Annotated in this window: 21 protein-coding genes; 12 read left to right on the forward strand and 9 right to left on the reverse strand. The window is 60.4% G+C overall.

Annotated elements, in window-relative coordinates:
- The first annotated feature begins 1 nt into the window (after nt 1).
- The gene (locus tag HGP16_RS04575; protein ID WP_168838833.1) at nt 2-322 is read left to right on the forward strand and encodes a TfoX/Sxy family protein; all 321 of its coding nucleotides are present in this window, start codon (nt 2-4) and stop codon (nt 320-322) included.
- A 3-nt stretch (nt 323-325) separates the two neighbouring features.
- Here the strand turns inward: HGP16_RS04575 and HGP16_RS04580 are convergent, their stop codons facing one another.
- From HGP16_RS04580 to HGP16_RS04600, 5 genes are all read right to left on the reverse strand, one after another.
- Nucleotides 326-748, reverse strand: a complete 423-nt coding sequence (locus HGP16_RS04580; RefSeq protein ID WP_168838834.1) for an NUDIX domain-containing protein — start codon at nt 746-748, stop codon at nt 326-328.
- A 38-nt stretch (nt 749-786) separates the two neighbouring features.
- Nucleotides 787-2,304 (reverse strand): DEAD/DEAH box helicase, encoded by a 1,518-nt coding sequence (locus tag HGP16_RS04585; RefSeq protein WP_168838835.1) that lies wholly within the window; start codon nt 2,302-2,304, stop codon nt 787-789.
- A 197-nt stretch (nt 2,305-2,501) separates the two neighbouring features.
- A complete protein-coding gene (locus HGP16_RS04590; protein WP_168838836.1) occupies nt 2,502-3,806 on the reverse strand; it encodes a M23 family metallopeptidase in 1,305 nt (434 codons plus the stop codon).
- Nucleotides 3,807-3,921: 115 nt separating this feature from the next.
- Nucleotides 3,922-4,752 carry a ferritin-like domain-containing protein gene (locus tag HGP16_RS04595; RefSeq protein WP_168838837.1) on the reverse strand — a complete coding sequence of 277 codons (831 nt, stop codon included), beginning with the start codon at nt 4,750-4,752 and terminating at the stop codon, nt 3,922-3,924.
- A gap of 5 nt (nt 4,753-4,757) precedes the next feature.
- Entirely contained in the window at nt 4,758-5,240 is a 483-nt protein-coding gene (locus HGP16_RS04600; protein ID WP_168838838.1) for a peroxiredoxin, read from the reverse strand.
- 129 nt (nt 5,241-5,369) lie between these two features.
- Here HGP16_RS04600 and HGP16_RS04605 point away from each other — a divergent pair, with 129 nt between their 5' ends.
- Nucleotides 5,370-8,789 carry a DUF3971 domain-containing protein gene (locus HGP16_RS04605; protein WP_168838839.1) on the forward strand — a complete coding sequence of 1,140 codons (3,420 nt, stop codon included), beginning with the start codon at nt 5,370-5,372 and terminating at the stop codon, nt 8,787-8,789.
- Nucleotides 8,790-8,841: 52 nt separating this feature from the next.
- On the opposite strand, the gene HGP16_RS04610 is transcribed toward HGP16_RS04605, so the two are convergent.
- Together HGP16_RS04610 and tyrS are read right to left on the reverse strand one after the other, a co-directional pair.
- Entirely contained in the window at nt 8,842-9,168 is a 327-nt protein-coding gene (locus tag HGP16_RS04610; protein ID WP_168838840.1) for a hypothetical protein, read from the reverse strand.
- Nucleotides 9,169-9,349: 181 nt separating this feature from the next.
- On the reverse strand, nt 9,350-10,606 hold the full coding sequence (gene tyrS / locus HGP16_RS04615) for a tyrosine--tRNA ligase (protein WP_168838841.1): 1,257 nt from the start codon (nt 10,604-10,606) through the stop codon (nt 9,350-9,352).
- Nucleotides 10,607-10,889: 283 nt separating this feature from the next.
- On the opposite strand from tyrS, the gene HGP16_RS04620 reads away from it, so the two are divergent.
- Both HGP16_RS04620 and HGP16_RS04625 read left to right on the forward strand, forming a co-directional pair.
- The gene (locus tag HGP16_RS04620) at nt 10,890-13,298 is read left to right on the forward strand and encodes a caspase domain-containing protein (RefSeq protein ID WP_168838842.1); all 2,409 of its coding nucleotides are present in this window, start codon (nt 10,890-10,892) and stop codon (nt 13,296-13,298) included.
- A gap of 169 nt (nt 13,299-13,467) precedes the next feature.
- Nucleotides 13,468-13,986 carry a GNAT family N-acetyltransferase gene (locus tag HGP16_RS04625; RefSeq protein ID WP_168838843.1) on the forward strand — a complete coding sequence of 173 codons (519 nt, stop codon included), beginning with the start codon at nt 13,468-13,470 and terminating at the stop codon, nt 13,984-13,986.
- A 12-nt stretch (nt 13,987-13,998) separates the two neighbouring features.
- Here HGP16_RS04625 and HGP16_RS04630 read toward each other — a convergent pair whose 3' ends face one another.
- Nucleotides 13,999-14,676, reverse strand: a complete 678-nt coding sequence (locus HGP16_RS04630; protein WP_168838844.1) for an alpha/beta hydrolase — start codon at nt 14,674-14,676, stop codon at nt 13,999-14,001.
- Nucleotides 14,677-14,909: 233 nt separating this feature from the next.
- Here HGP16_RS04630 and HGP16_RS04635 point away from each other — a divergent pair, with 233 nt between their 5' ends.
- The 8 genes from HGP16_RS04635 to HGP16_RS04670 all read left to right on the forward strand — a co-directional run bounded on the left by HGP16_RS04635 (nt 14,910) and on the right by HGP16_RS04670 (nt 22,582).
- Complete coding sequence (locus HGP16_RS04635) at nt 14,910-16,076, forward strand: cysteine desulfurase family protein (protein WP_168838845.1); 1,167 nt, start codon at nt 14,910-14,912, stop codon at nt 16,074-16,076.
- Nucleotides 16,077-16,222: 146 nt separating this feature from the next.
- Nucleotides 16,223-17,692: a Fe-S cluster assembly protein SufB gene (gene sufB, locus HGP16_RS04640; RefSeq protein WP_168838846.1), complete on the forward strand. Its 1,470-nt coding sequence runs from the start codon at nt 16,223-16,225 to the stop codon at nt 17,690-17,692.
- Nucleotides 17,693-17,763: 71 nt separating this feature from the next.
- Nucleotides 17,764-18,519: a Fe-S cluster assembly ATPase SufC gene (gene sufC / locus HGP16_RS04645; RefSeq protein ID WP_047633180.1), complete on the forward strand. Its 756-nt coding sequence runs from the start codon at nt 17,764-17,766 to the stop codon at nt 18,517-18,519.
- A 22-nt stretch (nt 18,520-18,541) separates the two neighbouring features.
- A complete protein-coding gene (gene sufD / locus HGP16_RS04650) occupies nt 18,542-19,816 on the forward strand; it encodes a Fe-S cluster assembly protein SufD (RefSeq protein ID WP_168838847.1) in 1,275 nt (424 codons plus the stop codon).
- 15 nt (nt 19,817-19,831) lie between these two features.
- Nucleotides 19,832-21,073 carry a cysteine desulfurase gene (locus tag HGP16_RS04655; protein ID WP_168838848.1) on the forward strand — a complete coding sequence of 414 codons (1,242 nt, stop codon included), beginning with the start codon at nt 19,832-19,834 and terminating at the stop codon, nt 21,071-21,073.
- An 11-nt stretch (nt 21,074-21,084) separates the two neighbouring features.
- A complete protein-coding gene (locus HGP16_RS04660) occupies nt 21,085-21,465 on the forward strand; it encodes an SUF system Fe-S cluster assembly protein (RefSeq protein WP_120664094.1) in 381 nt (126 codons plus the stop codon).
- Nucleotides 21,466-21,541: 76 nt separating this feature from the next.
- On the forward strand, nt 21,542-21,931 hold the full coding sequence (gene sufA, locus HGP16_RS04665) for a Fe-S cluster assembly scaffold SufA (RefSeq protein WP_168838849.1): 390 nt from the start codon (nt 21,542-21,544) through the stop codon (nt 21,929-21,931).
- Between the two features lie 27 nt (nt 21,932-21,958).
- Nucleotides 21,959-22,582, forward strand: coding sequence for a hypothetical protein (locus HGP16_RS04670; protein ID WP_168838850.1), 624 nt, complete (start codon nt 21,959-21,961; stop codon nt 22,580-22,582).
- On the opposite strand, the gene HGP16_RS04675 is transcribed toward HGP16_RS04670, so the two are convergent.
- The gene (locus tag HGP16_RS04675) at nt 22,537-22,845 is read right to left on the reverse strand and encodes an addiction module antidote protein (protein ID WP_168839168.1); all 309 of its coding nucleotides are present in this window, start codon (nt 22,843-22,845) and stop codon (nt 22,537-22,539) included. The two genes, HGP16_RS04670 and HGP16_RS04675, sit on opposite strands and share 46 nt — an antisense overlap.
- Between the last annotated feature and the right edge of the window lie 341 nt (nt 22,846-23,186).

Consider the following 23,186-nt stretch of genomic DNA (forward strand, 5'->3'; position numbering starts at 1 on the left):
AATGGACAATGCCGATATCGAGGAGATGTTTCAGTCTCTCGGGCCGATCACCATCAAACGGATGTTCGGTGGCAAGGGGATCTACCATATGGGTCGAATCCTGGCGCTCGAAGTGGACGACGAGATTCTCCTCAAGGCCGACGATGCCAGCGCTTCCGAATTCGAGGCAGCCGGCGCTCGGCGCTGGGCCTATGAGGGCAAGAAGGGCAAGGCGATCAACATGCCCTATTGGTCGATACCCGACGATGCTTTCGATGATCCGGATGTGATGGCGCGATGGGTCAGGCTCGCCTATGAGGCAGCGTTGCGCTCGGACAAGTAGACGTCAGCGGAAGTCTTCTTCGCTCAAATGGGCGATGGTTGCCTTGGCGAATTCGGAAAGCTGAGCCGGCAGCTCGTCGCGGCCAAACCAGCCGAAATCGGAGAGCTTGTCCGGTTCCATCAAGCGCGGTTCGCCGGAAAAATCCCTGCAGATATAGATCAGCGAAATCCAGTGCTGCCGGTCTGCTTCGATCATGACTTCCTGCGTACAGAGATAGTCGATCCTGCCGATGGAAAGACCGCTTTCCTCTTCCGCTTCACGGATGGCGGCGTTGGCGGCCGGCTCCATGTGATCGACCTTACCGCCGACGATGCTCCACAAGCCGGCTTCGGGCGCCTTGAGGCGCCGATAGAGCAATAGTCTGCCGTCCCGCAAAATTGCGAGACCGGTTCCTAATCCTGGGAAATCGATGCCGGGCTTACGCAATGCTTGGATCCCCAGGGGTACGTCTATGTGGGAATCTATCAGGCCTTAGCGTTTGCTACGATGAGCATGAAAGCCGGGATGTCGTCGCCGAAGCCGACAGGGGTCGGGCCGTCATCCTGGTCGCGATAGCGGTTGCGGCGTTCACGATTGTCATCGTTGGCAGCAGGGAAGGGCCGGTGGTTGTTGCGAGAACCGTTGTGTGACTTGTTGTTGTTCTCAGACTTGCGCTCGTTTCTCACGCTTTCGGCCTTTGCTGGTGCTGCTTCGATCGCTACGACGCCATTATCTTCGACGTCGATATCAGATTTATGACTCGGGGCACTCCGGCCCCTGGGGCTGCGATCCCGTTCGCGGCCCTTGCCCTTCTGGTCACGGCGGCGGGGGGAACGATTGTCGTCCCCGCTCTCTTCCGCCGGCGGAAGCGCCGAGAGGTCGCCGTTCAGCCACTGGACGTCTTCACCGATCAGTTTCTCGATCGCGTCGACGTGTTTGGTGTCGCGCTTCGTCACGATGGTGAACGCGGCGCCGGAGCGACCGGCGCGACCGGTGCGGCCGATGCGGTGAACATAATCTTCCGAATGGATCGGAACATCGAAATTGAAGACGTGACCGACATCCGGAAGGTCGAGACCGCGCGCCGCGACGTCGGAGGCGACGAGAAGCTGGATCTGTCCGTCACGGAAGTTCTGCAACATCGTCGTGCGCGAGCGCTGGTCCATGTCGCCATGCAGTGCGCCGACGGAGAAACCGTGGCGTTCGAGCGAGCGGAAGAGATCGGCCACATCCTTCTTGCGATTGCAGAAGATGATCGCGTTCTTGAGATCCGTCTGAGCGCGGATGAGATCGCGCAGGGTGGCGCGCTTTTCGTAGTCCTTGCCATGCGAGGCAACGAAGCGCTGCGTCACGGTCTTGGCCGTCGATGCCGGCTTGGCGACTTCGACACGTTCCGGGTTCTGCAGGAAGCGGTCGGCCAGCTTCTGGATCTCCGCCGGCATCGTTGCCGAGAAGAACAGCGTCTGACGCGTGAAGGGAATGAGCTTGGCGATGCGCTCGATGTCAGGAATAAAGCCCATGTCGAGCATGCGGTCGGCTTCGTCGATAACGAAAATCTCGACGGCGCTCATCAGAAGCTTGCCACGCTCGAAATGATCGAGCAGGCGGCCGGGCGTGCAGATCAGCACATCGGCGCCGCGTTCGAGCTTCCGATCCTGGTCCTCGAAAGAGACGCCGCCGATCAATAGGGCGATGTTGAGGCGATGGTTCTTGCCGTACTTCTCGAAGTTTTCGGCGACCTGGGCGGCCAGTTCGCGGGTCGGCTCCAGGATCAGCGTGCGCGGCATGCGCGCACGGGCGCGGCCCTTTTCGAGCAGCGTCAGCATCGGCAGCACGAAAGAGGCCGTCTTGCCGGTTCCCGTCTGGGCAATGCCGCAGATGTCACGGCGCTGAAGCGCAAACGGGATGGCACCGGCCTGGATCGGAGTCGGTGTGGTGTAGCCCGCGTCGGTTACCGCGGAAAGGACTTTTTGGCTCAGGCCAAGGTCAGCAAATGTTGTCAAAGGGAAATCTAGTTCCGTCTTGGTTCAGTCGAACGCCATGAGTCGACACACAGGAATGTGCCGCAACGCAGCGCGACATAGAACCAAATACCCGTGAAGTCAAGGAAAGTAGGCGCTTCAACGGACCTGAAGTTCATTCATAACGCAATTTTCGGATTAGTGCCATCTTTGTTGCGCGTTTGTCACAATTCCAGCAGCTAAATTGCGCCCAGGCCGCTGATGTAACTTGCGAGTTTCGTGCCGGCATTGATGAAATACATCGGGTCTACCGGATGCCCGTTCTCGCGAACTTCATAATGCAGATGCGTTCCTGTCGAACGTCCGGTACTGCCGGCAAGACCCACGACGGCGCCTGTACCGACCTTGTCGCCGACCTTGACCAGGATCTGCTCCATATGGCCGTAGCGCGTCGAGATGCCATCGCCATGGTCGATCTCCACCATATTGCCGTAACCGCCCGTCCAACCGGCCGCGATGACCTTGCCGGGGGCGGTGGCCTTGATCTTCTCGCCGGGGCTGAAATGGAAATCCGTGCCTGTATGGAGCGCCAGCGTGCCGAAGAAGGGATCCTTGCGATTGCCGAAGGGGCTGGTGACGAGCTTGCCCGCCGCCGGATTGCGGAAAGGCAGGCTTTCGGCCGCGCCCCGCACGATTTCCAGATGCGTCAATGCGGTATCGAGGTCCGCCATCGACTGTTCGAACCGATCCACATTTTCAGGCGGCACATAAGGTCCGCCCACGCCGTCCGCATCTTCGCCCTTCGCGGCTGCGACCTCATTCGGAACCCTGATGCCGACATTGTGCATGATCGTCTGGATTTCGTTCGCTGTCCCGGAGGCATCGGCCGTAAGGTTGTGGATTCGGGTCAGTTGATCCTGTTCGATATGCTTCAGCGACAGCGTTACCTTCGAGAAGACGCGATCAGCGCGATCGGCGACTGTTTCCGGCGCGGGAACATAGGCGAGCGTGGAGTTGTCAGGCGTCGCGTCCGCCGGCTTGCCTCCAAGAAGAAGCTTTTCGATCGCCTTCGGCGTGGTCAGCTGGGCATGCTCATTCCCGGAGGCGGCATTTGCGTCGGGGTGCTGACCCGTAAGGCCGGAACTCTCGGCCCTGTCGAGCAAGGTTCCGAGTTTGCCGTTGCGGGACGATAGCTGCTGTTGCTGTTCGATCAGCTTGTCGACCTTCTCTTCGACGACCTGTTGATCGAGAAGCTGACGGGAGGTCACACGATCGACCTGGGCGCGCAACGCGGCGATGCGGTCCTCATAATCATATTGCATGCGCGCCTGGCGAGCCATCGTCGCGCTGATCAGATCGTCGCGCAGCACGAGGTAGGACGTCGCAAGCAGATAGCTGATCGAAAAGATCCCGGCCAGGCAGACGGCACCGGCGGCCATCCATGGGCGCACGGTCATGTGGCGCACCGTATCGCCGCTGGCGAGGATAATGGTGTGGTGCCGTTGCTGCTTGCCGAAAACCCGATTCTGAGGCTTTGCTGTCACCGAGAATCTCCCAATCGATGCCTTATGGCATTGATTTGAAGTACACGGCATTATGGTTAACGAATGCTTTCCGGCGCATCGCTAAATACCGGAAAAAGCCTTTAATGTTAGTGGATTATGCGCTGTTCGTAGAGGTTAACGAGCGATAGAAGGATGGAGTCAGTCCTGCTTCCGCCCGTGCGATGTCGTTGAATGGCGCCTTGAGGGAGCCGCGGAAGTTGGCACGCACCAATTCCTGGAAGGTGCGGGCCGGATCGCGCTTCTCTCGTGCGCACAGGAATCGGAACCATTTCGCGCCGACGGCCACATGGCCTTTTTCATCATTATAGATGACGTCGAGGATGGCGGCGCTCTCCAGATCGCCGGTTTCGCGCATCTTCGCCTGCAGCGCCGGCGTCACGTCCAGCCCCCTGGCTTCGAGGATCAACGGCACGACCGCGAGGCGGGCGGTGAGATCCGTACGGGTCGCATGGGCTGCCTGCCACAGGCCGTCATGGGCGGGAAGATCGCCGTAGTCCGCACCCAGTTCACGCAGCCGCGCCCGCACCATACGAAAATGCTTGGCTTCCTCGAAGGCGACCTGCATCCAGCCGTCGAAGAAGGAATTGGGAATCGGCCCCGTCGCGAAGCGCGCGACGATATCCAGCGCCAGATCGACGGCATTCAGCTCGATATGGGCGATGGCGTGCAGCAGCGCGATGCGGCCCTTGAGCGTATGCAGGGAGCGCTTCTCCATATTTTTAGGCGGCACCAGATCCGGCTTGTCGGGGCGGCCGGGGCGATCGGCCAGAGGCGGATCGAGCGGCGAACGCAGCGACAGGGTGCGGGCAAACCAGCGCCTTGCCGTTTCCTGGGCAAGCTCGGTCTTCAGATCGAGATCGGCCGCGCGAATGGCGGCAATGGCGCCGCCACGCAGCGAGGTGATCGTTTCGGGATTGCCTGTCATGCCTGTCAGAGTTCCGTCGCGGCGGCCAGAACGGCTTCGGCGTGTCCCGCGACCTTGACCTTGTCCCATATTCTGGCGATCCGGCCATCGGCGCCGATCAGGAAGGTGGAGCGCACGACGCCCATGTACGTGCGGCCATACATGCTCTTCTCCCGCCAGACGCCATAGGCCGTCGCCATGGTCTTTTCCTCGTCGGAGGCAAGTGGCACGGAAAGCGCATGCTTCTTGACGAATTTGTCATGGCTCTTGACCGGGTCCGGAGACACGCCGAGGAGGGCGACACCCGCCTTGGCGAAAGCGGCTGAGAGCGCAGTGAAGGAAATCGATTCCGTCGTGCAGGCGGTGGTGTCGTCCTTGGGGTAGAAATAGACCACCAGCGGCTTCCCGGCAAAATCGGCAAGACGAATTCTGCCGCCGCCGTCGCGCGGGAGATCGAAATCCGGTGCCTTGTCGCCGATGCCGAGTTGAATTGGAAAAACTTCCGCCACGGGAAAACCTTTCTTTTGCCGGTTTTTTAGATGACACTTGAGGGAAGCCATATATACTGCCCACGTGTGCCGTCCAATGGGACGCAGCGTCACCAACAAAATTGTAGAGAGCGAAAGGCACGCGCAGGAGTGATCCGAGGCGAAAAGATAACATTCCGCAAAAAGGATCTCGTGCCGCTCGACAATCTGCCGTCCGCCCAGGCCGAAGATCCATTGATCGTCCACGTGCCGGAGCGCGTGCGCCGCCGTCGCTCGCATGTCTGGCACGTCTGCCGCATCACGCTGGTTTTCTTTGCATTTCTCGCGCTCATCCTCGGAGCCGTCATCGCGACCATCGAGGGCGGCATCTTCGACGAGCCGCTGTCACAGAAGGCGCAGACGGCCCTCGATCGCGCCATCGGCCCTCGCTACAAGGCCGAAGTCGGCGCGACCGTGGTCCGCTTTACATCCAGCCTGCGGCTAACGCTCGAAGCGCGCGACGTGAACGTCGTCGATCAGGATAGCGGCAAACATCTGTCGACGATGTCTGCCGTCAACATGGAGCTCGATCCATTGGCTCTGCTCGAGGGCCGGGTGGAAGTTGCGAGCGTGGCGGCGGAGGGCATAGCGCTCGATACGTCGTTACTTCCCCAGGGAGATCCCGTCGATCTGACGAAGTTGCGGGTCGATGCACTGCCGCAGGCGCTGAACGCGGCCTTCGACAACCTCGATTTTCTGGAGCATTTCGTGCAGCGCGGCGGCACGAATTCCGTGCGCATTTCCGGATTCTCGATGAAGCTGGCGCGCCAGGAAGGCGACCCGATCTCTCTCGTGGTCGACAATCTCACCTTCGAGCGCGCCGAGCCGAACGCGTTGCATCTCTATGGCGAGGTTGCCGTCAACGGATCAGTCGCGACATTGGATGTGAAAGCGACGCAGCAGCAACCGGGTCACAGTTCCTCGCTGACGGCAACGATCTCCAATCTCGATCTCAAGCCATTGACGATGGCCTATGATGCGAACGGCGCGCCGCGGCAGGGCGTTAGCAGTTTTGCCGATGTGACGCTGTCTGCGGTCAAGGGCGATGCCGGCATCGATCCGAAGCTGGAAGCCTCGATCGACGTGCAGCCCGGTACCCTCTATATGGACCGCGACGTACAGGATCTAACGCTAGGCAATATCAACCTCGCCTATAATTTCGATCATCAGACGCTGGAGATTTTGCCTTCGAAGATGCAATTCGTCGGCACCATGGTGCCGTTCTCCGGCGCACTCATCGATCTCGATCGTGTCAATGCCAATGCGGGCAAGGGTTTCGGGATCGATTTCGTAATCAAGGATGGTGTTGCCGCATCGTCGATCTCCGGAGAAAAGCCCGTCAGCTTCGATGGTCGCGCCATGGGGCATTTCCTATCCGAAACCAAGGAATTCCAGTTCGACAGCCTCGGCGTATCGACGCCGCAGGGCGCGCTGTTCGGTTCCCTGCACATGAAGCTCGGCGACAGCTCGCCGGAAATCAGCTTCGGCGGCCGCGCAGACAAGCTGGACACGACTGTTGTCAAGCAGCTTTGGCCTTTCTGGATGGCCTCGAAACCGAGGACCTGGGTCGAAGCCAATCTTTTTGGCGGCTCGGTGACCAATGCCGTCATATCCGTCTTCATACCTGCCGGAAGACTGAGGGAAGCGTCGCAAAACGGCAAGCTGCAGCTCGGAAAGAACGAGCTTCACATCGCCTTCGACATCGCCGGCGCGCGCCTGAACGTTCCCGGTGAAATCCCGCCATTGCGCGACACCAAGGCCCATTTCGACCTGACCGGGCCGAACATGGCCGTCAATATCGCGACGGCGACCTCCTATTTTTCGACCGGGCGCACGATTACGCTGAACGACAGCAGCTTCTCCATCCCGGCGACCTACGACAAGCCGTTGATGGCTGATCTAGACCTGACGATATCCGGCTCCGGTGACGCCATAGGCGAGCTCCTGACCTATAAGCCCCTCGAGGTGCTGCAGCGGACCGAGTTCAAGCCGGAGGATTTCAACGGCAAGATCGTTGCCAAGGTCGATGCCAGGATCGGGCTGATCAGGGATCAGCAGCCGCCTCCGCCGGACTGGCAGGCGAAGCTCGACCTCGACAATGTCGATCTGCTGAAGCCGATGAACAATCGCAAGATCGACAATCTGAACGGTGAGATTTCGGCCGATCCGCAATCGGTGCATCTGCAGGCAGAGGCACAGATCGACGGCATTCCCGCTGAGATCGACATGGTCGAGCCGACCGACAGCAAATCGAGCGTCAAACGTACGCGCGTTATTACGGCCACGCTTACCGATGCGCAGCGCAACGCGGTTCTGCCCGGTCTTCGCGATATAATCGACGGACCCGTCAAGGTGGAATTGACGCGCATCGATGAGGATCGTCAGGGCGTCAAAGTCGATCTGGGTAAGGCGGCACTGACGGTGCCCTGGATCGGCTGGTCGAAGGGCAGCGGCATCGGGGCGATCGCGCAGTTCGAGGCATCCGGCCCCGACAATCAGACGGCGCTCAAGAATTTCACGCTCAAGGGCGACGGTTTCGGCGTCAGCGGCGATCTCCTGATCAGCAAGGGGACGCTCACATCGGCCAGTTTCGACAGCGTCAAGCTTTCGGCGCTCGACGATTTTGCGCTCTCCCTGAAGCGGAGCAAAAGCAGCGGTTACGATGTCGCCATATCGGGCAACTCCGCCGACATTCGCCCGATCCTGGCCCGCCTAAAGTCGTCTACCTCGGGCGGTCAGCAGAATTCGGATGGCGATGCTTCGGCGAGCGCGACGGTTCGCGCCAATATCGACAAGGTTATCGGTTTCAACGACGAGACCATGGGCAACGTCAAGGGCGTCTATTCGATCGCCGGTGGCAAGACGACGGCAGCGGATTTTTCCGGCGTGACGCGCAGCGGCGAGGCGCTCGTCACCCAGATGAGCAAGGGCAGCAATGGCGTGATCCGCATCACGAGCGGCGACGCCGGCGCGGTGGCACGCTTCACCGATCTCTACAAGCACCTGAGGGGTGGGCTTCTCAATCTATCGCTGCGTTCGACCGGGCAGGACGATTGGGATGGCTCGCTCGATATCCGCAACTTCGCCATCATCGATGAAAAGAAGCTCTCGACCATCGTCTCGACGCCGAGCGGCAAGAACGGAAAGAGCCTGAATGCGGCGGTGAAGCAGAATATCGATACGCGTTCGCAGAGCTTCGAGCGGGGCTTTGCCCGGCTTGTCATGCGGGACGGCGTGCTATCGGTCGAAAACGGCGTGGTGCGCGGCGTAGAGCTCGGCGCTACGTTCCAGGGAACACTGAAGGATGCCAACGGCAAGATGGACATGACCGGAACCTTCATGCCCGCCTACGGCCTGAACCGGCTGTTTGCGGAGGTCCCGATCGTCGGCTTCATCCTCGGCAACGGCAGTGACCGCGGTCTCATCGGCATCACCTTCAGGCTGACCGGCACGCTGGAAAAATCGAACCTCCAGATCAACCCGCTGTCGATCATCGCGCCGGGTGTTTTCAGGCAGATTTTCGAGTTCTGACGCGATAGTGGCCGGCGCCCGGCGTCCTGTCACGAGCGATTTGCTCAAAACATCATTCTTCCGCCGCCAATTGCTGGCGTATGCGTTCCGGTCCGCCGCTCATGCGCCGGGCGAATGGTCGATCGGGATTCACTACGCGCCAGAACGGAGCGTTGCCGGCTTCGCTGATCCGCACCAAGTGTCGCTGAACGGTGACAGGGCAACAGGCGTCGGCACCATATTGTTTGGCAAGCGACTGCCGCAGTCCGCCCAGATCCGATACTCGACCCGCGGGCGCCGCCCAAAGCGCATGGGCGACCATTTCCTCGCTTGGAATCAGCATGCTCTGCGTGAGACTTCGGCCTTTGCGCCTCGTCTTGATGACCGGCAATTCATCCATGGTCCACCTCCTCCTACGTTAGGATTCATAAAAGAGGACGAACGAGCATTCCTCGATCCGACATTGGAGGAATTAAATTAGTTCCGATGACGCCATCCGATTGATAGCGCCGTGCGTGCAAAAATAGAAAAAAGCCGGCGAGGGGACGCCGGCTTTGTTTATTCAGAAGCGGGTCGACCACTCAGGCGGCCGGGCGGATCAGGATGTGCTTCTTCTTGCCAAGCGATAGCTTGATGATGCCGTCGGCCGTCATCTCGCCGCCGCCGATGATCTTGCGTTCGTCGCTGACGGCTTCGTCGTTGATACGAACCGCGCCCCCCTGAACGTGGCGGCGAGCCTCGCCGTTGGAAGCGGCAAGGCCGGCACGCACGATCAGCGAGAGAAGCCCGATGCCGGCTTCAAGCTCGGAAGCGGGAACATCGATCGTCGGCAGGTTTTCGGACAGACCGCCTTCCTCGAAGGTCTTGCGCGCCGTTTCGGCTGCCTGTTCGGCCGCCGCGCGGCCATGCAGGATCGCGGTCACTTCCGTCGCAAGGATTTTCTTGACCTCGTTGATCTCCGAACCGGCAAGGGCGGAGAGACGGGCGATCTCGTCCATAGGCAGCGTCGTGTAGAGCTTCAGGAAGCGCGAGACGTCGGCGTCCTCGGTGTTGCGCCAGTATTGCCAGAAGTCGTAGGCCGAAAGCAGATCGGCATTCAACCAGACTGCGCCGGTGGCGGACTTGCCCATCTTGGCGCCGGATGCCGTCGTCAGCAGCGGCGAGGTCAGCGCGAAGAGCTGCTTCGTCCCCATGCGGTGACCGAGGTCGATGCCGTTGACGATATTGCCCCACTGATCCGAGCCGCCCATCTGCAGGCGGCAATCATAGCGCTTGGCCAGTTCGACGAAGTCGTAGGCCTGCAGGATCATGTAGTTGAATTCGAGGAACGACAGCGATTGCTCGCGATCCAGACGCGTCTTGACGCTGTCGAACGACAGCATGCGGTTGACCGAGAAGTGGCGGCCGACGTCGCGCAGGAATTCCAGGTAGTTGAGCGAGCGCAGCCACTCGGCGTTGTTGATCATCAACGCCTCCTTCGGGCCATCGCCATAGGTGAGGTAGTTCGAGAAGCAGCGCTTGATCGAAGCGATGTTGCCCTCGATCGTATCGATCGTCATCAGCTGGCGGGCTTCGTCCTTGAACGAAGGATCGCCGACCATGCCGGTGCCGCCGCCCATCAGCGAGATGGGCCGGTGACCGGTCGCCTGCATCCAGTGCAGCATCATGATCTGGATCAGCGAGCCCGCATGCAGGCTCGATGCCGTCGGATCGAAGCCGATATAGGCTGTTACCGTTTCCTTGGCGAAAAGGTCGTCGAGGCCGGCTTCATCGGAAATCTGATGAATGAAGCCGCGCTCGTGCAGAGTGCGCAGGAAATCGGATTTGAATTCAGCCATGATCTTGGTCTCTCGAGGCCGCATCGATGAAGGATGCGGCGAAGTCGCTGTTGTTAAATATCGCGGAGGCGCGTTTAGCACCGATTTGCCGGCGCGTCATCATTTTGGTGGGCGCGGATGGCAAGTTTCGATTGAGGCGGGATTTGTAAACGAGCGCATCTAAACGTGAATAGATCGTGACATCGCCGCCAAGCCGCCGGGAATATGCCGCCTATCCGCCCAAATCAAATCCTAGTCATTTCTGATTGATCCCGTGTGCACATGTTTCGCGAAAGAAGCCGGTATGTCACCTCTACTCTCGATGATGGGATTGTCATCCAAAAAGACGATCTGGGCATTCTTTGCCATGATGTTGGTTTTGGCCGGTATTGCTGCGGCGAGCCCGGCCGAAGCACAAGGTTCCCCCGAAAAGAGAATAGCTTTCGTGGTGGGCAATGCTGCCTACAAGGCGGGCGCGCTCCCGACACCGGCCAATGATGCCGGCCTGATCGCGCAGACGCTGCAGGCGGCCGGTTTCGATGTGATCGGCGCGCGCGACCTCGACCAGAACGGCTTGCGCGATGCGATGAGGGATTTTCTGACCAAAGCGAATGCGTCAGGCCCCAACACCGTCGTTTTCGTCTATCTGGCGGGCTACGGCGTGCAATATCAGGGCGATAATTATTTCGTGCCCGTGGATGCTCAAATCGCCAATGCCACGGATGTGCCGGTCGAGGCCCTGCGGATGACCGATTTCACCAAATCGCTGGCGGCCATCAACAATCGCGGCAGCATCGTCGTGCTCGACGCGGCGAGAGCCAATCCGTTCGTGCAGTCCAATCAGCCGTTGGCCGGTGGCCTGGCGCTGGTCGATCCGGACGCCAACCAGCTGATCGCCTTCAATGCGGCGCCCGGCACTGTGGCGCCGCAGGAGGCCGGTTCCTATGGTTCCTATGCGCATGCGCTGGCGGAAATGATCCGCGTCGGCGGTTTGCCGCTCGGCGATGTGTTCGACCGCACGCGCCTGCGTGTCGGCGATCTGACCAAGGGTGCGCAGATCTCCTGGGATGCCTCGAAATTCAAGAACGCCTTCACCTTCTTCGATCGCGGTCCCGATGCGCCTGCCCCTCAGGCTTCCGGCTACGACAATGCTGCAATCCGCACAAAGGCGATCCGTGATTTCGACGAGCGGGATGCCTATTTCGCCGCGCTCGATCGCGACACGCTGCAGGGCTATGAGGATTTCCTCGCAGCCTATCCGAACGACTCCATGGCGAGACGCGTACGCGCCATCATTGCCGCCCGCCGCGAGGCGATCACCTGGCGCGAAACCTGGGTTGCGGACACGCCGGAGGCCTATTGGTCCTATCTGAGACGGTATCCGCGCGGTCCGCATGTCTGGGATGCCCGCCGCCGTCTGGAGCATTTCGAGGCCGCAATCGAACCGCCGCCATCCTTCACCGTCATCGAGTATGACGTTCCGCCGCCGCCACCGCCGGAAGTGGTCTATGTCGACCGGCCCGTGCTTTATTTCGACGATGCCGACTTTGGCTATGCTCCGCCGCCGCCCGTCGTCTTCCTGGCGCCACCGCCGCCGGATTTCGTCGTGCTGGCGGCGCCGCAGCCTTCGGTCGATGTCTATGTGCTGCCGGCGCCGGTCTTCGTTCCGGTCCCGCGATGGGTCGAGCCGCCGCGCGATATCGCGCCGCCCGAAAACAACATCATCTTCAACAATATCCACAACACGGTCGTGAACAACACGACGGTCATCAACAACAATACTGTCCTCAACGAAAATGGTGCGGCACCTGCCGCACCCGGGCTGACGACGGGCCAGAAGCTTGCCGGCGCCGCCGTCGTTGCCGGAGCGGGTGCCGCCGCGTTGCATGTTGCCCTGCCGTCGTCGGTGCAGAAGAAGGCGGCGGTTCTACAAAAACAGAATCCGGCAGCAGCGGCCAAGGCGGCGCCTGAAGCTGCTCCGGCGGTCGCGCCTTCGGCCCAGCCGCTGCCGGCCGGCGGCAAGCTGCCCGTTAATCCGGGAACGGCTCAGACGAAGCAGGGGCAACCGCCGCGAGCCGCACCGAATGCAGTGCATAATCCGGCTGTCGCCACTCAACCTAACCGGCAAGGCACAAATGCCAACGCGCACGCACTTCCCGGTGCCAACGGTCAACCTTTGCCAGCCACGGGCAAGCTGCCGGTCAATCCTGGTGCAGCTCAAGCGAAACAGGCTCAACAGCCTCAGCCTGTACCGAACGCGCACGCACATGCGCTTCCCGGCGCCAAGGCGCAACCACTACCGGGCGTTGGCAATGCGCCTGCCGTGAAGGGGCAAAACCAGATTGCCAAGACCCCGGCACCGCAAGCAGCGCCGGGCGGCAAACCGAATCCGGTTGCCGCTGCACCGAAGCCCAACGCCCATAGTCCGGCTGCGCCAGCCGTGGTCGCTAGGGCGCCGGCGAAGCCCAAGGCGGTCACCAACAACCAACCTCGGGTCAATAGCCAACCTCACGGCGCCGCCGCGCCACCCAGGCCGGTGCCTCATGTCGCTGCCCAGACGAGGGCGCCCGAGCCCAAGCCGCAGGCTCAACCGAGGCCGCAACCGCAGCCGAAGATCGTGCAGCAGCAGGCGAAAAGACTACCTCCGCCTCCGCCGCAGAAGCCTCCGGAAAAGAAGAAGCGCGGCGCTCCGGGCCTGCCTGCATGTCACTGATCCGCGATTTCAACGGATGATCCGAGGGCCGCGTATGCGGCCCTTGGCCTTTGAGCTTCAGCCCATCCTTAGTGCCGGAGCGCCCTATGCGTTTGGCGGCTTGCCGTATGGACCTCATCATGGTTGAACATGGGCCGCAGTTTCATCGCAATCGGGAAAAGGCAGACAGATGAGCGATGTCGTCATACTCGAAACCCCACGCCTTGTTCTGACGATGTGGGACAAGGGCGATGCGGAGATGATTCGGCAGCTTCATTCGACGATTGAGACGACGCGCTATCTTTCGGGAGCTGCGCCGTGGACGCTGGAGAAGGCCGAAGAGCGACTGAAAAGCTGGTTCGGCGAACAGGCGCGCGATGGCACGACGAAATACAAGATGCTGCGACGCGACGACGGCCGCTTTATCGGCCGTGCCGGCTTCTCGCGCTTTCATCAGGAAAGCGGTCGGGGCGAGTTCGAGCTCGGCTATTCCATTCAGAAGGATGGCTGGGGCAACGGCTATGCGACCGAGATCGCCGGCGCGCTGGCGCAATGGTTCTTCGCGCGTGGTCTTGCCAGGCAATTCATCGCGTTTACCCATCCGCAAAACGCTGCGTCGCAACGGGTCTTGCGGAAGATCGGCATGCAGGATCACCCGCCGATGACGATCGACGGGGTCCTGTGCCCAACTTTCAGAATGGCCCGGTAATGGCCGCTTTTCTTAGCGGATGCGCTTGGCGGCCGGTTCCGGCACCAGTTCGCCGTTTAGGCGGCGATCGAGATAGTCCTCGCATTCGCCGAGCAGCGTTTCGACCTGGCCGTTGAAGAAGTGGTTTGCGCCCGGCACGATCTTGTGCGTGATCAGGATGCCCTTTTGCGTCTTCAGCTTCTCGACGAGGCCGTTGACGTCCTTTTCCGGAGCAACCTTGTCGGCGTCGCCATTGATGATCAGGCCGGACGACGGGCAGGGTGCCAGGAAGGAGAAGTCATAGATGTTCGGCTGCGGCGCGATCGACATGAAACCTTCGATCTCGGGGCGACGCATCAGCAGCTGCATGCCGATCCAGGCGCCGAAGGAATAGCCGGCAACCCAGCAGCTCTTGGAGTCTGGATGAAGGCTCTGTACCCAGTCGAGTGCCGAGGCCGCATCGGAAAGCTCGCCGGCGCCGTGATCGAATTCGCCCTGGCTGCGGCCGATACCGCGGAAATTGAAACGGAGCGTCGTAAAGCCCCGCTTCTGGAACATATAGAAGAGCTGGTAGACCACTTGGTTGTTCATCGTGCCGCCGAACTGCGGGTGCGGATGAAGGATAATGGCGATCGGGGCGCTTTTTTCCTTGGAGGGCTGATAGCGGCCTTCAAGGCGACCCGCGGGGCCGTTGAAAATTACTTCGGGCATCGATACTCCGGCTCTTCTTTTTCTGCGTTCAAACCTAACGGCACGCAGCAAGTTGACTTGACGAATGCGCTCATATTTTCTAGAACGCAGTTTAGAACAATTCGAAACTTGATGCGGTGTTCCGCGCGTTGTTTGTGCAACGGTTTGTGGAACGTGTCATAAGGCATGCCTGGCTGAAATTTCAAGGAAAATGAGCCGGCCGCAGCAAAGCAAAGTCGCGCAGGAAGACGATTATGGCGGCAACACGCCTCTATCTCGACTGGAATGCTACCGCGCCGCTTCATCCGGCGGCGCGCGATGCGATGTTGCGTGCAATGGATATTCAAGGCAACCCCAATTCCGTTCACGGCGAAGGTAGGGCGGCGCGGGCTGCTGTCGAGGCCGCCCGGAGGCAAGTTGCAAGCCTGACGGGCGCCGAATCCGCGCATATCGTTTTCACCAGCGGCGCCACCGAGGCGATCAATATGGTGCTGACGCCGGAATTCCGCATGGGGCGGACGCCGCTTGCGATCAGCCGTCTTTACATATCCGCCGTCGAGCATCCGGCCGTGCGCGAAGGCGGACGATTTGCCAAGGATAATGTCAGCGAGATCCCGGTGACAGCGGATGGTACGGTCGATCTTGCGGCGCTGGAGGCGATGCTATCAGCCCATGACAAGACGACCGGTCTGCCGATGGTGGCGATCATGCTCGCCAATAACGAGACCGGAATTCTCCAGCCTGTCGTTGAAGCGGCAAAGCTTGTTCAAGCCGCTGGCGGGCTGTTTGTCGTGGATGCGGTTCAGGCAGCCGGCCGCGTTCCGCTCGATATCCATGCGATCGGTGCGGATTTTCTCATCGTATCCTCGCACAAGATCGGCGGCCCGAAGGGTGCCGGCGCCCTTGTCTCGCGCGGCGAGGTGCTCATGCCGAAGCCGCTGATCCATGGCGGTGGGCAGGAAAAGGGCCATCGCTCCGGCACGGAAAATACGCTCGCCATCATCGGATTCGGCGCGGCAGCCGCTGCGGCGCTCGATGAGTTTGAGGGCCGGAATGCCGCAATCGCTCAATTGCGGAGCCAGCTGGAAGAGGGCATGCGGCAAAACGCGCCCGATATTATTATTCATGGGGAACTGGGCGCGCGCGTTCCGAATACCAGTTTTTTCACCCTGCCGGGCCTGAAATCCGAAACCGGGCAGATCGCCTTCGATCTCGAGGGTGTCGCCATATCAGCCGGTTCCGCTTGCTCATCCGGCAAGGTCGGCGAGAGCCACGTGCTCGTGGCGATGGGATGCGATCCCAAGCTCGGGGCGCTCCGCATTTCGCTGGGGCAAACCACAACCGAGGCGGATATTGATCGCGCAATTGCCGCGTTTGCCCGCATCGTGGGAAGGCGCAAGCTGACGGGTGCGGCGGCCTGACGGCCACAAATTTGCGGAAACCGAAATTTCCGCTTGCCAAGCGGGATGAAAAGTCCCTTTTGGCCGACTACATAGGGGGTAGACATAAGTCTGCCGCAACGTTGACAAGCTGCCGGACCTTGGATCCGGCGAGATTGGAGAACGAAATGCCTGCAGTCCAGGAAACGGTCGATCAGGTTCGCCTGATTGACGTGGACCAGTACAAGTACGGTTTTGAGACCATCATCGAAATGGACAAGGCTCCCAAGGGTCTATCCGAGGATATTGTCCGTTTTATTTCCGCCAAGAAGCAAGAGCCGGAATGGATGCTGGAATGGCGTCTGGAGGCCTATCGCCGCTGGCTGACGCTGGAAGAGCCCACATGGGCGCGCGTCGATTATCCGAAGATCGACTTCAACGACATCTACTACTACGCCGCGCCGAAGAAGTTCGCCGGTCCGAAGTCGCTCGACGAAGTCGATCCGGAACTCCTGAAGACCTACGAAAAGCTCGGCATTCCCCTGCGCGAGCAGGAGATTCTTGCTGGCGTCGAGAAGCCGAGGATCGCCGTCGACGCTGTGTTCGATTCCGTTTCGGTGGTCACGACCTTCAAGGAAGAGCTGAAGAAGGCCGGCGTGATCTTCATGTCGATCTCGGAAGCCATCCGCGAGCATCCTGAGCTGGTGCGCAAGTATCTCGGCTCCGTGGTGCCGACGACGGACAATTTCTATGCGACGCTGAATTCGGCCGTCTTCACCGACGGTTCGTTCGTCTTCGTGCCGAAGGGCGTTCGTTGCCCGATGGAACTGTCGACCTATTTCCGCATCAACGAGAAGAATACCGGCCAGTTCGAGCGCACGCTGATCATCGCCGAAGAGGGAGCCTATGTCTCCTATCTCGAAGGCTGCACGGCGCCGCAGCGCGACGAAAACCAGCTGCACGCAGCCGTCGTCGAGCTGGTTGCGCTCGATGATGCCGAGATCAAGTATTCGACGGTCCAGAACTGGTATCCGGGCGACAAGCACGGCAAGGGCGGCATCTACAACTTCGTCACCAAGCGTGGCGATTGCCGCGGCCATCGCTCGAAGATCTCCTGGACGCAGGTCGAGACCGGCTCGGCGATCACCTGGAAGTATCCGTCCTGCATCCTGCGCGGCGACGACAGCCGCGGCGAGTTCTACTCGATCGCCGTTTCGAACGGCCATCAGCAGGTCGACAGCGGCACCAAGATGATCCATCTCGGCAAGAACACGTCGAGCCGCATCGTCTCGAAGGGCATCGCCGCCGGCGTCTCGCAGAACACCTATCGCGGCCAGGTTTCAGCTCACCGCAAAGCGTCGAACGCGCGTAACTTCACGCAGTGCGACTCGCTGCTGATCGGTGACAAGTGCGGCGCTCATACGGTGCCCTACATCGAGGCGAAGAACTCGACGGCGCAGTTCGAACATGAAGCCACGACGTCGAAGATTTCCGAAGACCAGCTGTTCTACTGCCTGCAGCGCGGTATCCCGACCGAAGCGGCGATCGCGTTGATCGTCAACGGCTTCGTCAAGGAAGTCCTGCAGGAGCTGCCGATGGAATTTGCCGTCGAAGCGCAGAAGCTGATCGGCATCTCGCTTGAGGGCAGCGTCGGCTGACGTCCACGAACCAGAATTAGCTTTGGCGCGCCACGCGCGCCGCACACTCATTCCTGCGATAGGATTCCAAAATGCTTGAAATCAAGAACCTGCATGCCCGCATCGCCGAAGACGGCACCGAGATCATCCGTGGCCTGAACCTGACCGTGAAGGCGGGCGAAGTTGCCGCCATCATGGGGCCGAACGGCTCCGGCAAGTCGACGCTGTCCTATATTCTCGCCGGCCGTAGCGACTATGAAGTCACCGAGGGCGACATTCTCTACAACGGCGAGAGCATTCTGGAGCTCGACGCTGCCGAGCGTGCGTCCAAGGGCATCTTCCTTGCCTTCCAGTACCCGGTCGAAATCCCCGGCGTTGCCACCATGCAGTTCCTGAAAGTGGCTCTGAACGAGCAGCGCAAGGCGCGCGGCGAAGACGAGCTGACGACGCCGGATTTCATCCGCCGCGTCAAGGATGCTGCCGGCAAGCTGCAGATCAACATGGACATGCTGAAGCGGCCGCTGAACGTCGGCTTCTCCGGCGGCGAGAAGAAGCGCGCCGAAATCCTGCAGATGGCGCTGCTGGAGCCGAAGCTTTGCGTGCTTGACGAAACCGACTCCGGCCTCGACATCGACGCGCTGAAGATCGTTGCCGACGGCGTCAACGCGCTGCGTTCGCCTGATCGCGCCGTGATCGTCATCACCCACTATCAGCGCCTGCTCGACTACATCGTTCCGGATACCGTTCACGTTCTCTACAAGGGCCAAGTGATCAAATCCGGCGACAAGACGCTGGCGCATGAGCTCGAAGCCAACGGCTATGCCGACATCATCGGAGCTGCAGCCTGATCGAGGCGGAAAGGACACGTCGATGAACATTCAGACGACGAACCGCCTCACCGCCGCGGAGACGGCGCTGATCGAGGCGTATAACGACCAGATGGGCGATCTGCCCGGTGACGGCGAAGTTTTTGCCGTTCGCGATCGCCTGCTGGACGAGCTAAAGACCGCGGGCCTGCCGACACGCCGTGTCGAGGCCTGGCATTACACCGATTTCAAGAACCTGCTGCGCCTGGTTCCGAGCGATATCGGCAAGGGTCTCGTGGAGGCGTTGCCGCCGACGGTCGACGGATCTCCGGTTCTTGCCGTCCTCCAGGGCAGGGCGAACGAAAAGGCTGCCGTCAAGAACCTGACGGTCGGACGCTATGCCGACAGCCTGATCAATGGCACGGCCGCCGCCGGGCTTGAAGCGCTCGACAAGGATGACGCTATCGGGCGCATCAATGCGAGCTTTGTGCGCGACGGCTACGTCATCGTTTTTCCTGATGGCACCGAACTCGAAGCGCCGCTGGAAGTGCAGTTCGTGCATGCCGGCGGGCAGATCCACAGCCGCTTGCCGGTTTCCTTCGGAGCCGAGGTCAAGGCAACGGTCATTGAACGCCATCAGGCGGTCGAAGGCGCTGCCGCTCTCGTTTCGTCGGTGAGCGAAATCAAGATCGGCAAGGGTGCGGAAGTGATCTGGATCATCCTGCAGGAGCAGGGGTCCGAGGACACGCATCTCGGTCAGATCCGCGTCGATCTCGGTGCCGATGCGAAGCTGAAGCTCTTCGTTATCAATGCCGGCGGCAAGCTGGTGCGCCAGGAGCTGCATGTGAAGGTGACGGGCGAGGGCTCCGATCTGACGATTCGCGGCATCAACCTCTTGGGCGGCGACACCCATACCGACGTGACGCTGGTGCTCGGCCATGACGTTCCGCATACCGGATCGACCGAGATCGTCCGCAACGTGGTGTTCGACCGCGCCCGCGGCGTGTTCCAGGGCATGATCCGAGTTGCGCCCGATGCACAGAAGACCGACGCACGCATGGCTTGCAATACGTTGCTGATGTCTGATGATGCCGAATTCTCCGTCAAGCCGGAGCTCGAAATCTTCGCCGACGACGTCCAGTGCGGCCATGGCGCAACGGTTGCCGATATCGACGAGAACCATCTCTTCTACATGATGGCGCGCGGCATCCCGAAGAACAAGGCGCGGGCCATGCTGGTCAACGCCTTCGTGGCCGAGATCGTCGAGGAACTGGAAGACGAAGCCCTGGTAGAGGCGCTGGAAGGCGTTATTTCCGCCTGGCTGGAAAAGCACGCCTGATTGGAGGCAAAGCTCGTGGACAAGATCGTGCCGGCAACGGCCTATGACGTCGAAGCGATTCGCCGGGATTTCCCGATCCTGGCGAAGACGGTGCACGGCAAGCCGCTGGTCTATCTCGACAATGGCGCGTCGGCGCAGAAGCCGCAGGTCGTCATCGATGCCATCTCGCATGCCTATTCGAACGAATATGCCAATGTGCATCGTGGCCTGCATTTCCTGTCCAACGCCGCGACGGAAGCCTATGAAGCAGCGCGCGAAAAGGTGCGCCGCTTCCTGAATGCGCCATCGGTGGACGATATCGTCTTTACCAAGAACTCGACGGAAGCGATCAACACGGTCGCCTACGGCTGGGGCATGCCGAAAATCGGTGAGGGCGACGAGATCGTCGTCTCGATCATGGAGCACCACTCCAATATCGTTCCCTGGCATTTCATCCGGGAACGGCAGGGTGCGAAGCTCGTCTGGGTGCCGGTCGACGACGAGGGTGCGTTCCATATCGGAGATTTCGAGAAGAGCCTGACGGAGCGCACCAAGCTCGTCGCCATTACCCATATGTCGAATGCGCTCGGAACCGTCGTTCCGGTGAAGGAAGTGTGCCGGATCGCGCATGAGCGTGGCATTCCCGTCCTGATCGACGGCTCGCAGGGGGCGGTGCATATGCCCGTCGACGTGCAGGATATCGATTGCGACTGGTACGTCATGACCGGTCATAAGCTTTACGGTCCATCGGGTATCGGCGTGCTCTACGGCAAGAAGGAGCGGCTTGCCGAGATGCGGCCGTTCCAGGGCGGCGGCGAGATGATCTTCGACGTCACCGAGGAAAACGTGACTTATAACGAGCCGCCGCATCGCTTTGAAGCGGGAACACCACCGATCGTCCAGGCGATCGGCCTTGGCTATGCGCTTGATTACATGGACAGCATCGGCCGGGAAGCGATCGCACGCCACGAGGCCGATCTTGCCGCCTATGCGGCCGAGCGGCTGCGGGAGATCAATTCGCTGCGCATGATCGGCACGGCGCCCGGCAAGGGCGGAATCTTCTCCTTCGAGCTTGCGGGAATTCACTCTCACGACGTTTCGATGGTGATCGACCGGCAGGGTGTCGCCGTTCGTGCCGGCACCCATTGCGCCCAGCCACTCTTGAAACGCTTCGGCGTCACCTCCACATGCCGTGCATCGTTCGGCATGTACAATACGCGCGCCGAGGTGGATGCTTTGGCGGATGCATTGGAATATGCGCGGAAATTCTTTGCCTAAGGAGGCAAGCAATGTCACTCGACGAAAGCGAACAGAAGATCGATGTGCGCGAAGGGATCGTGCATTCCAGCATCCCCGAGGATGAGCTGGCACGCCTCAGCGACGACATCATCTCCGCGCTGAAAACGGTCTATGACCCGGAAATTCCAGCCGATATCTTCGAACTCGGCCTAATCTACAAGATCGATATCGAAGACGACCGCATGGTGAAGATCGTCATGACGCTGACCGCGCCCGGTTGCCCGGTTGCCGGCGAAATGCCGGGCTGGGTCGAAAATGCCGTCGGCGCCGTCGAAGGCGTTTCCGGCGTCGAGGTCAGCATGACCTTCGATCCGCCCTGGACGCCGGATCGCATGTCGGAAGAAGCGCAGGTTGCCGTCGGCTGGTATTGAAGCTTTAAGCCGCCGGCTTTACATTAAGACTCGAAGCGCCGGATCTTGACCCCGGTTGCGGAAGGAGAATGAGCCCATGGGCTTTGCAGTCATGAGCATGACGGATGCGGCGGCAGCCCGCGTCAAGGCGATCGTCGAGAATTCTGGCCCCGATGCCAAGGGCGTTCGCGTCGGCATCAAGAAGGGCGGCTGTGCCGGCATGGAATATACGATCGACCTGGTGACCGAGCCGAATGCGAAGGACGACCTGATCGAGCGCGATGGTGCCAAGGTCTGGGTCGAGCCGTCGGCCGTGCTTTATCTGCTCGGCACGGAAATGGATTTCGAAGTCACCACGCTGCGCTCGGGCTTCATCTTTACCAATCCGAACCAGACATCGGCCTGCGGCTGCGGTGAATCCGTCGAATTGAAGCCTGCCGATCTCGCTGCGCTTGCCGCGCAACGCCAGGCCGCGCAGGCCATCTAACGGACCGACAGTGTTTGTTATCTCAAAATGTGGAAAATCACACGGCGCTCCATACTGATTCTGCCAGTCGGGGCATTGCTGTCGGCACAGAACCGTGCCGAGGTGCCACTCCCGCCCGATAGTGATTTTCCCGGACCTCTTCCCTTCACGATTGCTCTGCGGCCCCCCGGCTCGGATCCGGAAATGCTCGCCTTGATGGCCAGCTTTGGTGAAGGCGAAGACCAGACCAAGTTCATCATCGAAATTCAGGGGCCGCGTGAAAAGGACGGCGCCTCGGAGGGAAGTGCTGAGACAGGAGGACCAATCAGTTTCTTGCGTGGCGAATTCCGCCACGTTAACGGTTCTCGGCCGGCGCGATTCTTCGAGCAATTGGCCAAAGCATTGGCAGCAAATGCGCCCAGCTCGTCAGACGCCAAGCTTGAAACTCTGCCGTTCGGCATAGCATTTCTCGGAGCTGCGACCACACGTCTTCCCGACGGCGGCTTCGGTGGCAGGCCAGGAGATTGGTATGCCACCAAACTCTTCCTCGGCGAAGAGTCAGCCGAGGTCTATTTCAATTTCAATCTGGTCTCCGGCGAGGCGGAATTCAGCATGAAGGACTCGGACTACGGCAACACAGTTCTTTCCGAATTGTCCAAAGTGATCTGGTAGTTTGCCGCCGGCACCGGTGTCAGCTTGAGGCCCAACGCCTTGACGACTTTCAGGATCGTCGCGAATTCCGGATTTCCGTCACCGCTCAAAGCCCGGTAGAGTGCGGATCGGTTCATACCGACATCCTTGGCGAGCTTGCTCATGTTGCGCGTGCGGGCGACTTCGCCCAATGCTCTGGCGATAGAGGACGGATCGTCCGTTGCAAAGGCCGCCGCGATGTAGCCGTCGGGATTGTCCGCGTCCAAGAAAATCTCCTGATTCATGTCATATGCCTTTCCGTACAAGCCAATCGCGGATGATTCCCGCCGCGGAGCCGATGCGGCCATGGTGCCCCCATTGGGGAAGCCGACCAGAATCGGGGCAGGGCAAGCAGCCTTACGCGGGCGTTGCAGCGTGATCGCATCCGCAAGCAAGCCTCCGCTCGCCCCCCGGCGACGAAATGAAATTCCGGTTGTTCCGGCATAAATCTGAATTCCAAGGCGCCATTGCCGCGTCATAAAAAACGCCGCGCATCCGTTCGGACACGCGGCGTTTTCATAGACAAGTTTCACAATAGATTTATGTCTGTTTCCGGCGAAGCGACTGAACCGCTTCACTTTTTTTC

This window comes from Rhizobium sp. P40RR-XXII (assembly GCF_012641405.1).
Lineage (GTDB): Bacteria > Pseudomonadota > Alphaproteobacteria > Rhizobiales > Rhizobiaceae > Rhizobium.

Coding starts and splice junctions, on each gene's coding strand:
- HGP16_RS04575 (WP_168838833.1), top strand. CDS start 2: ATGGACAATGCCGATATCGAGGAGATGTTTCAGTCTCTCGGGCCGATC.
- HGP16_RS04595 (WP_168838837.1), bottom strand. CDS start 4,752: ATGACAGGCAATCCCGAAACGATCACCTCGCTGCGTGGCGGCGCCATT.
- HGP16_RS04610 (WP_168838840.1), bottom strand. CDS start 9,168: ATGGATGAATTGCCGGTCATCAAGACGAGGCGCAAAGGCCGAAGTCTC.
- tyrS (WP_168838841.1), bottom strand. CDS start 10,606: ATGGCTGAATTCAAATCCGATTTCCTGCGCACTCTGCACGAGCGCGGC.
- HGP16_RS04620 (WP_168838842.1), top strand. CDS start 10,890: ATGTCACCTCTACTCTCGATGATGGGATTGTCATCCAAAAAGACGATC.
- HGP16_RS04625 (WP_168838843.1), top strand. CDS start 13,468: ATGAGCGATGTCGTCATACTCGAAACCCCACGCCTTGTTCTGACGATG.
- HGP16_RS04630 (WP_168838844.1), bottom strand. CDS start 14,676: ATGCCCGAAGTAATTTTCAACGGCCCCGCGGGTCGCCTTGAAGGCCGC.
- HGP16_RS04635 (WP_168838845.1), top strand. CDS start 14,910: ATGGCGGCAACACGCCTCTATCTCGACTGGAATGCTACCGCGCCGCTT.
- sufB (WP_168838846.1), top strand. CDS start 16,223: ATGCCTGCAGTCCAGGAAACGGTCGATCAGGTTCGCCTGATTGACGTG.
- sufC (WP_047633180.1), top strand. CDS start 17,764: ATGCTTGAAATCAAGAACCTGCATGCCCGCATCGCCGAAGACGGCACC.
- sufD (WP_168838847.1), top strand. CDS start 18,542: ATGAACATTCAGACGACGAACCGCCTCACCGCCGCGGAGACGGCGCTG.
- HGP16_RS04660 (WP_120664094.1), top strand. CDS start 21,085: ATGTCACTCGACGAAAGCGAACAGAAGATCGATGTGCGCGAAGGGATC.
- sufA (WP_168838849.1), top strand. CDS start 21,542: ATGGGCTTTGCAGTCATGAGCATGACGGATGCGGCGGCAGCCCGCGTC.
- HGP16_RS04670 (WP_168838850.1), top strand. CDS start 21,959: ATGTGGAAAATCACACGGCGCTCCATACTGATTCTGCCAGTCGGGGCA.
- HGP16_RS04675 (WP_168839168.1), bottom strand. CDS start 22,845: ATGAATCAGGAGATTTTCTTGGACGCGGACAATCCCGACGGCTACATC.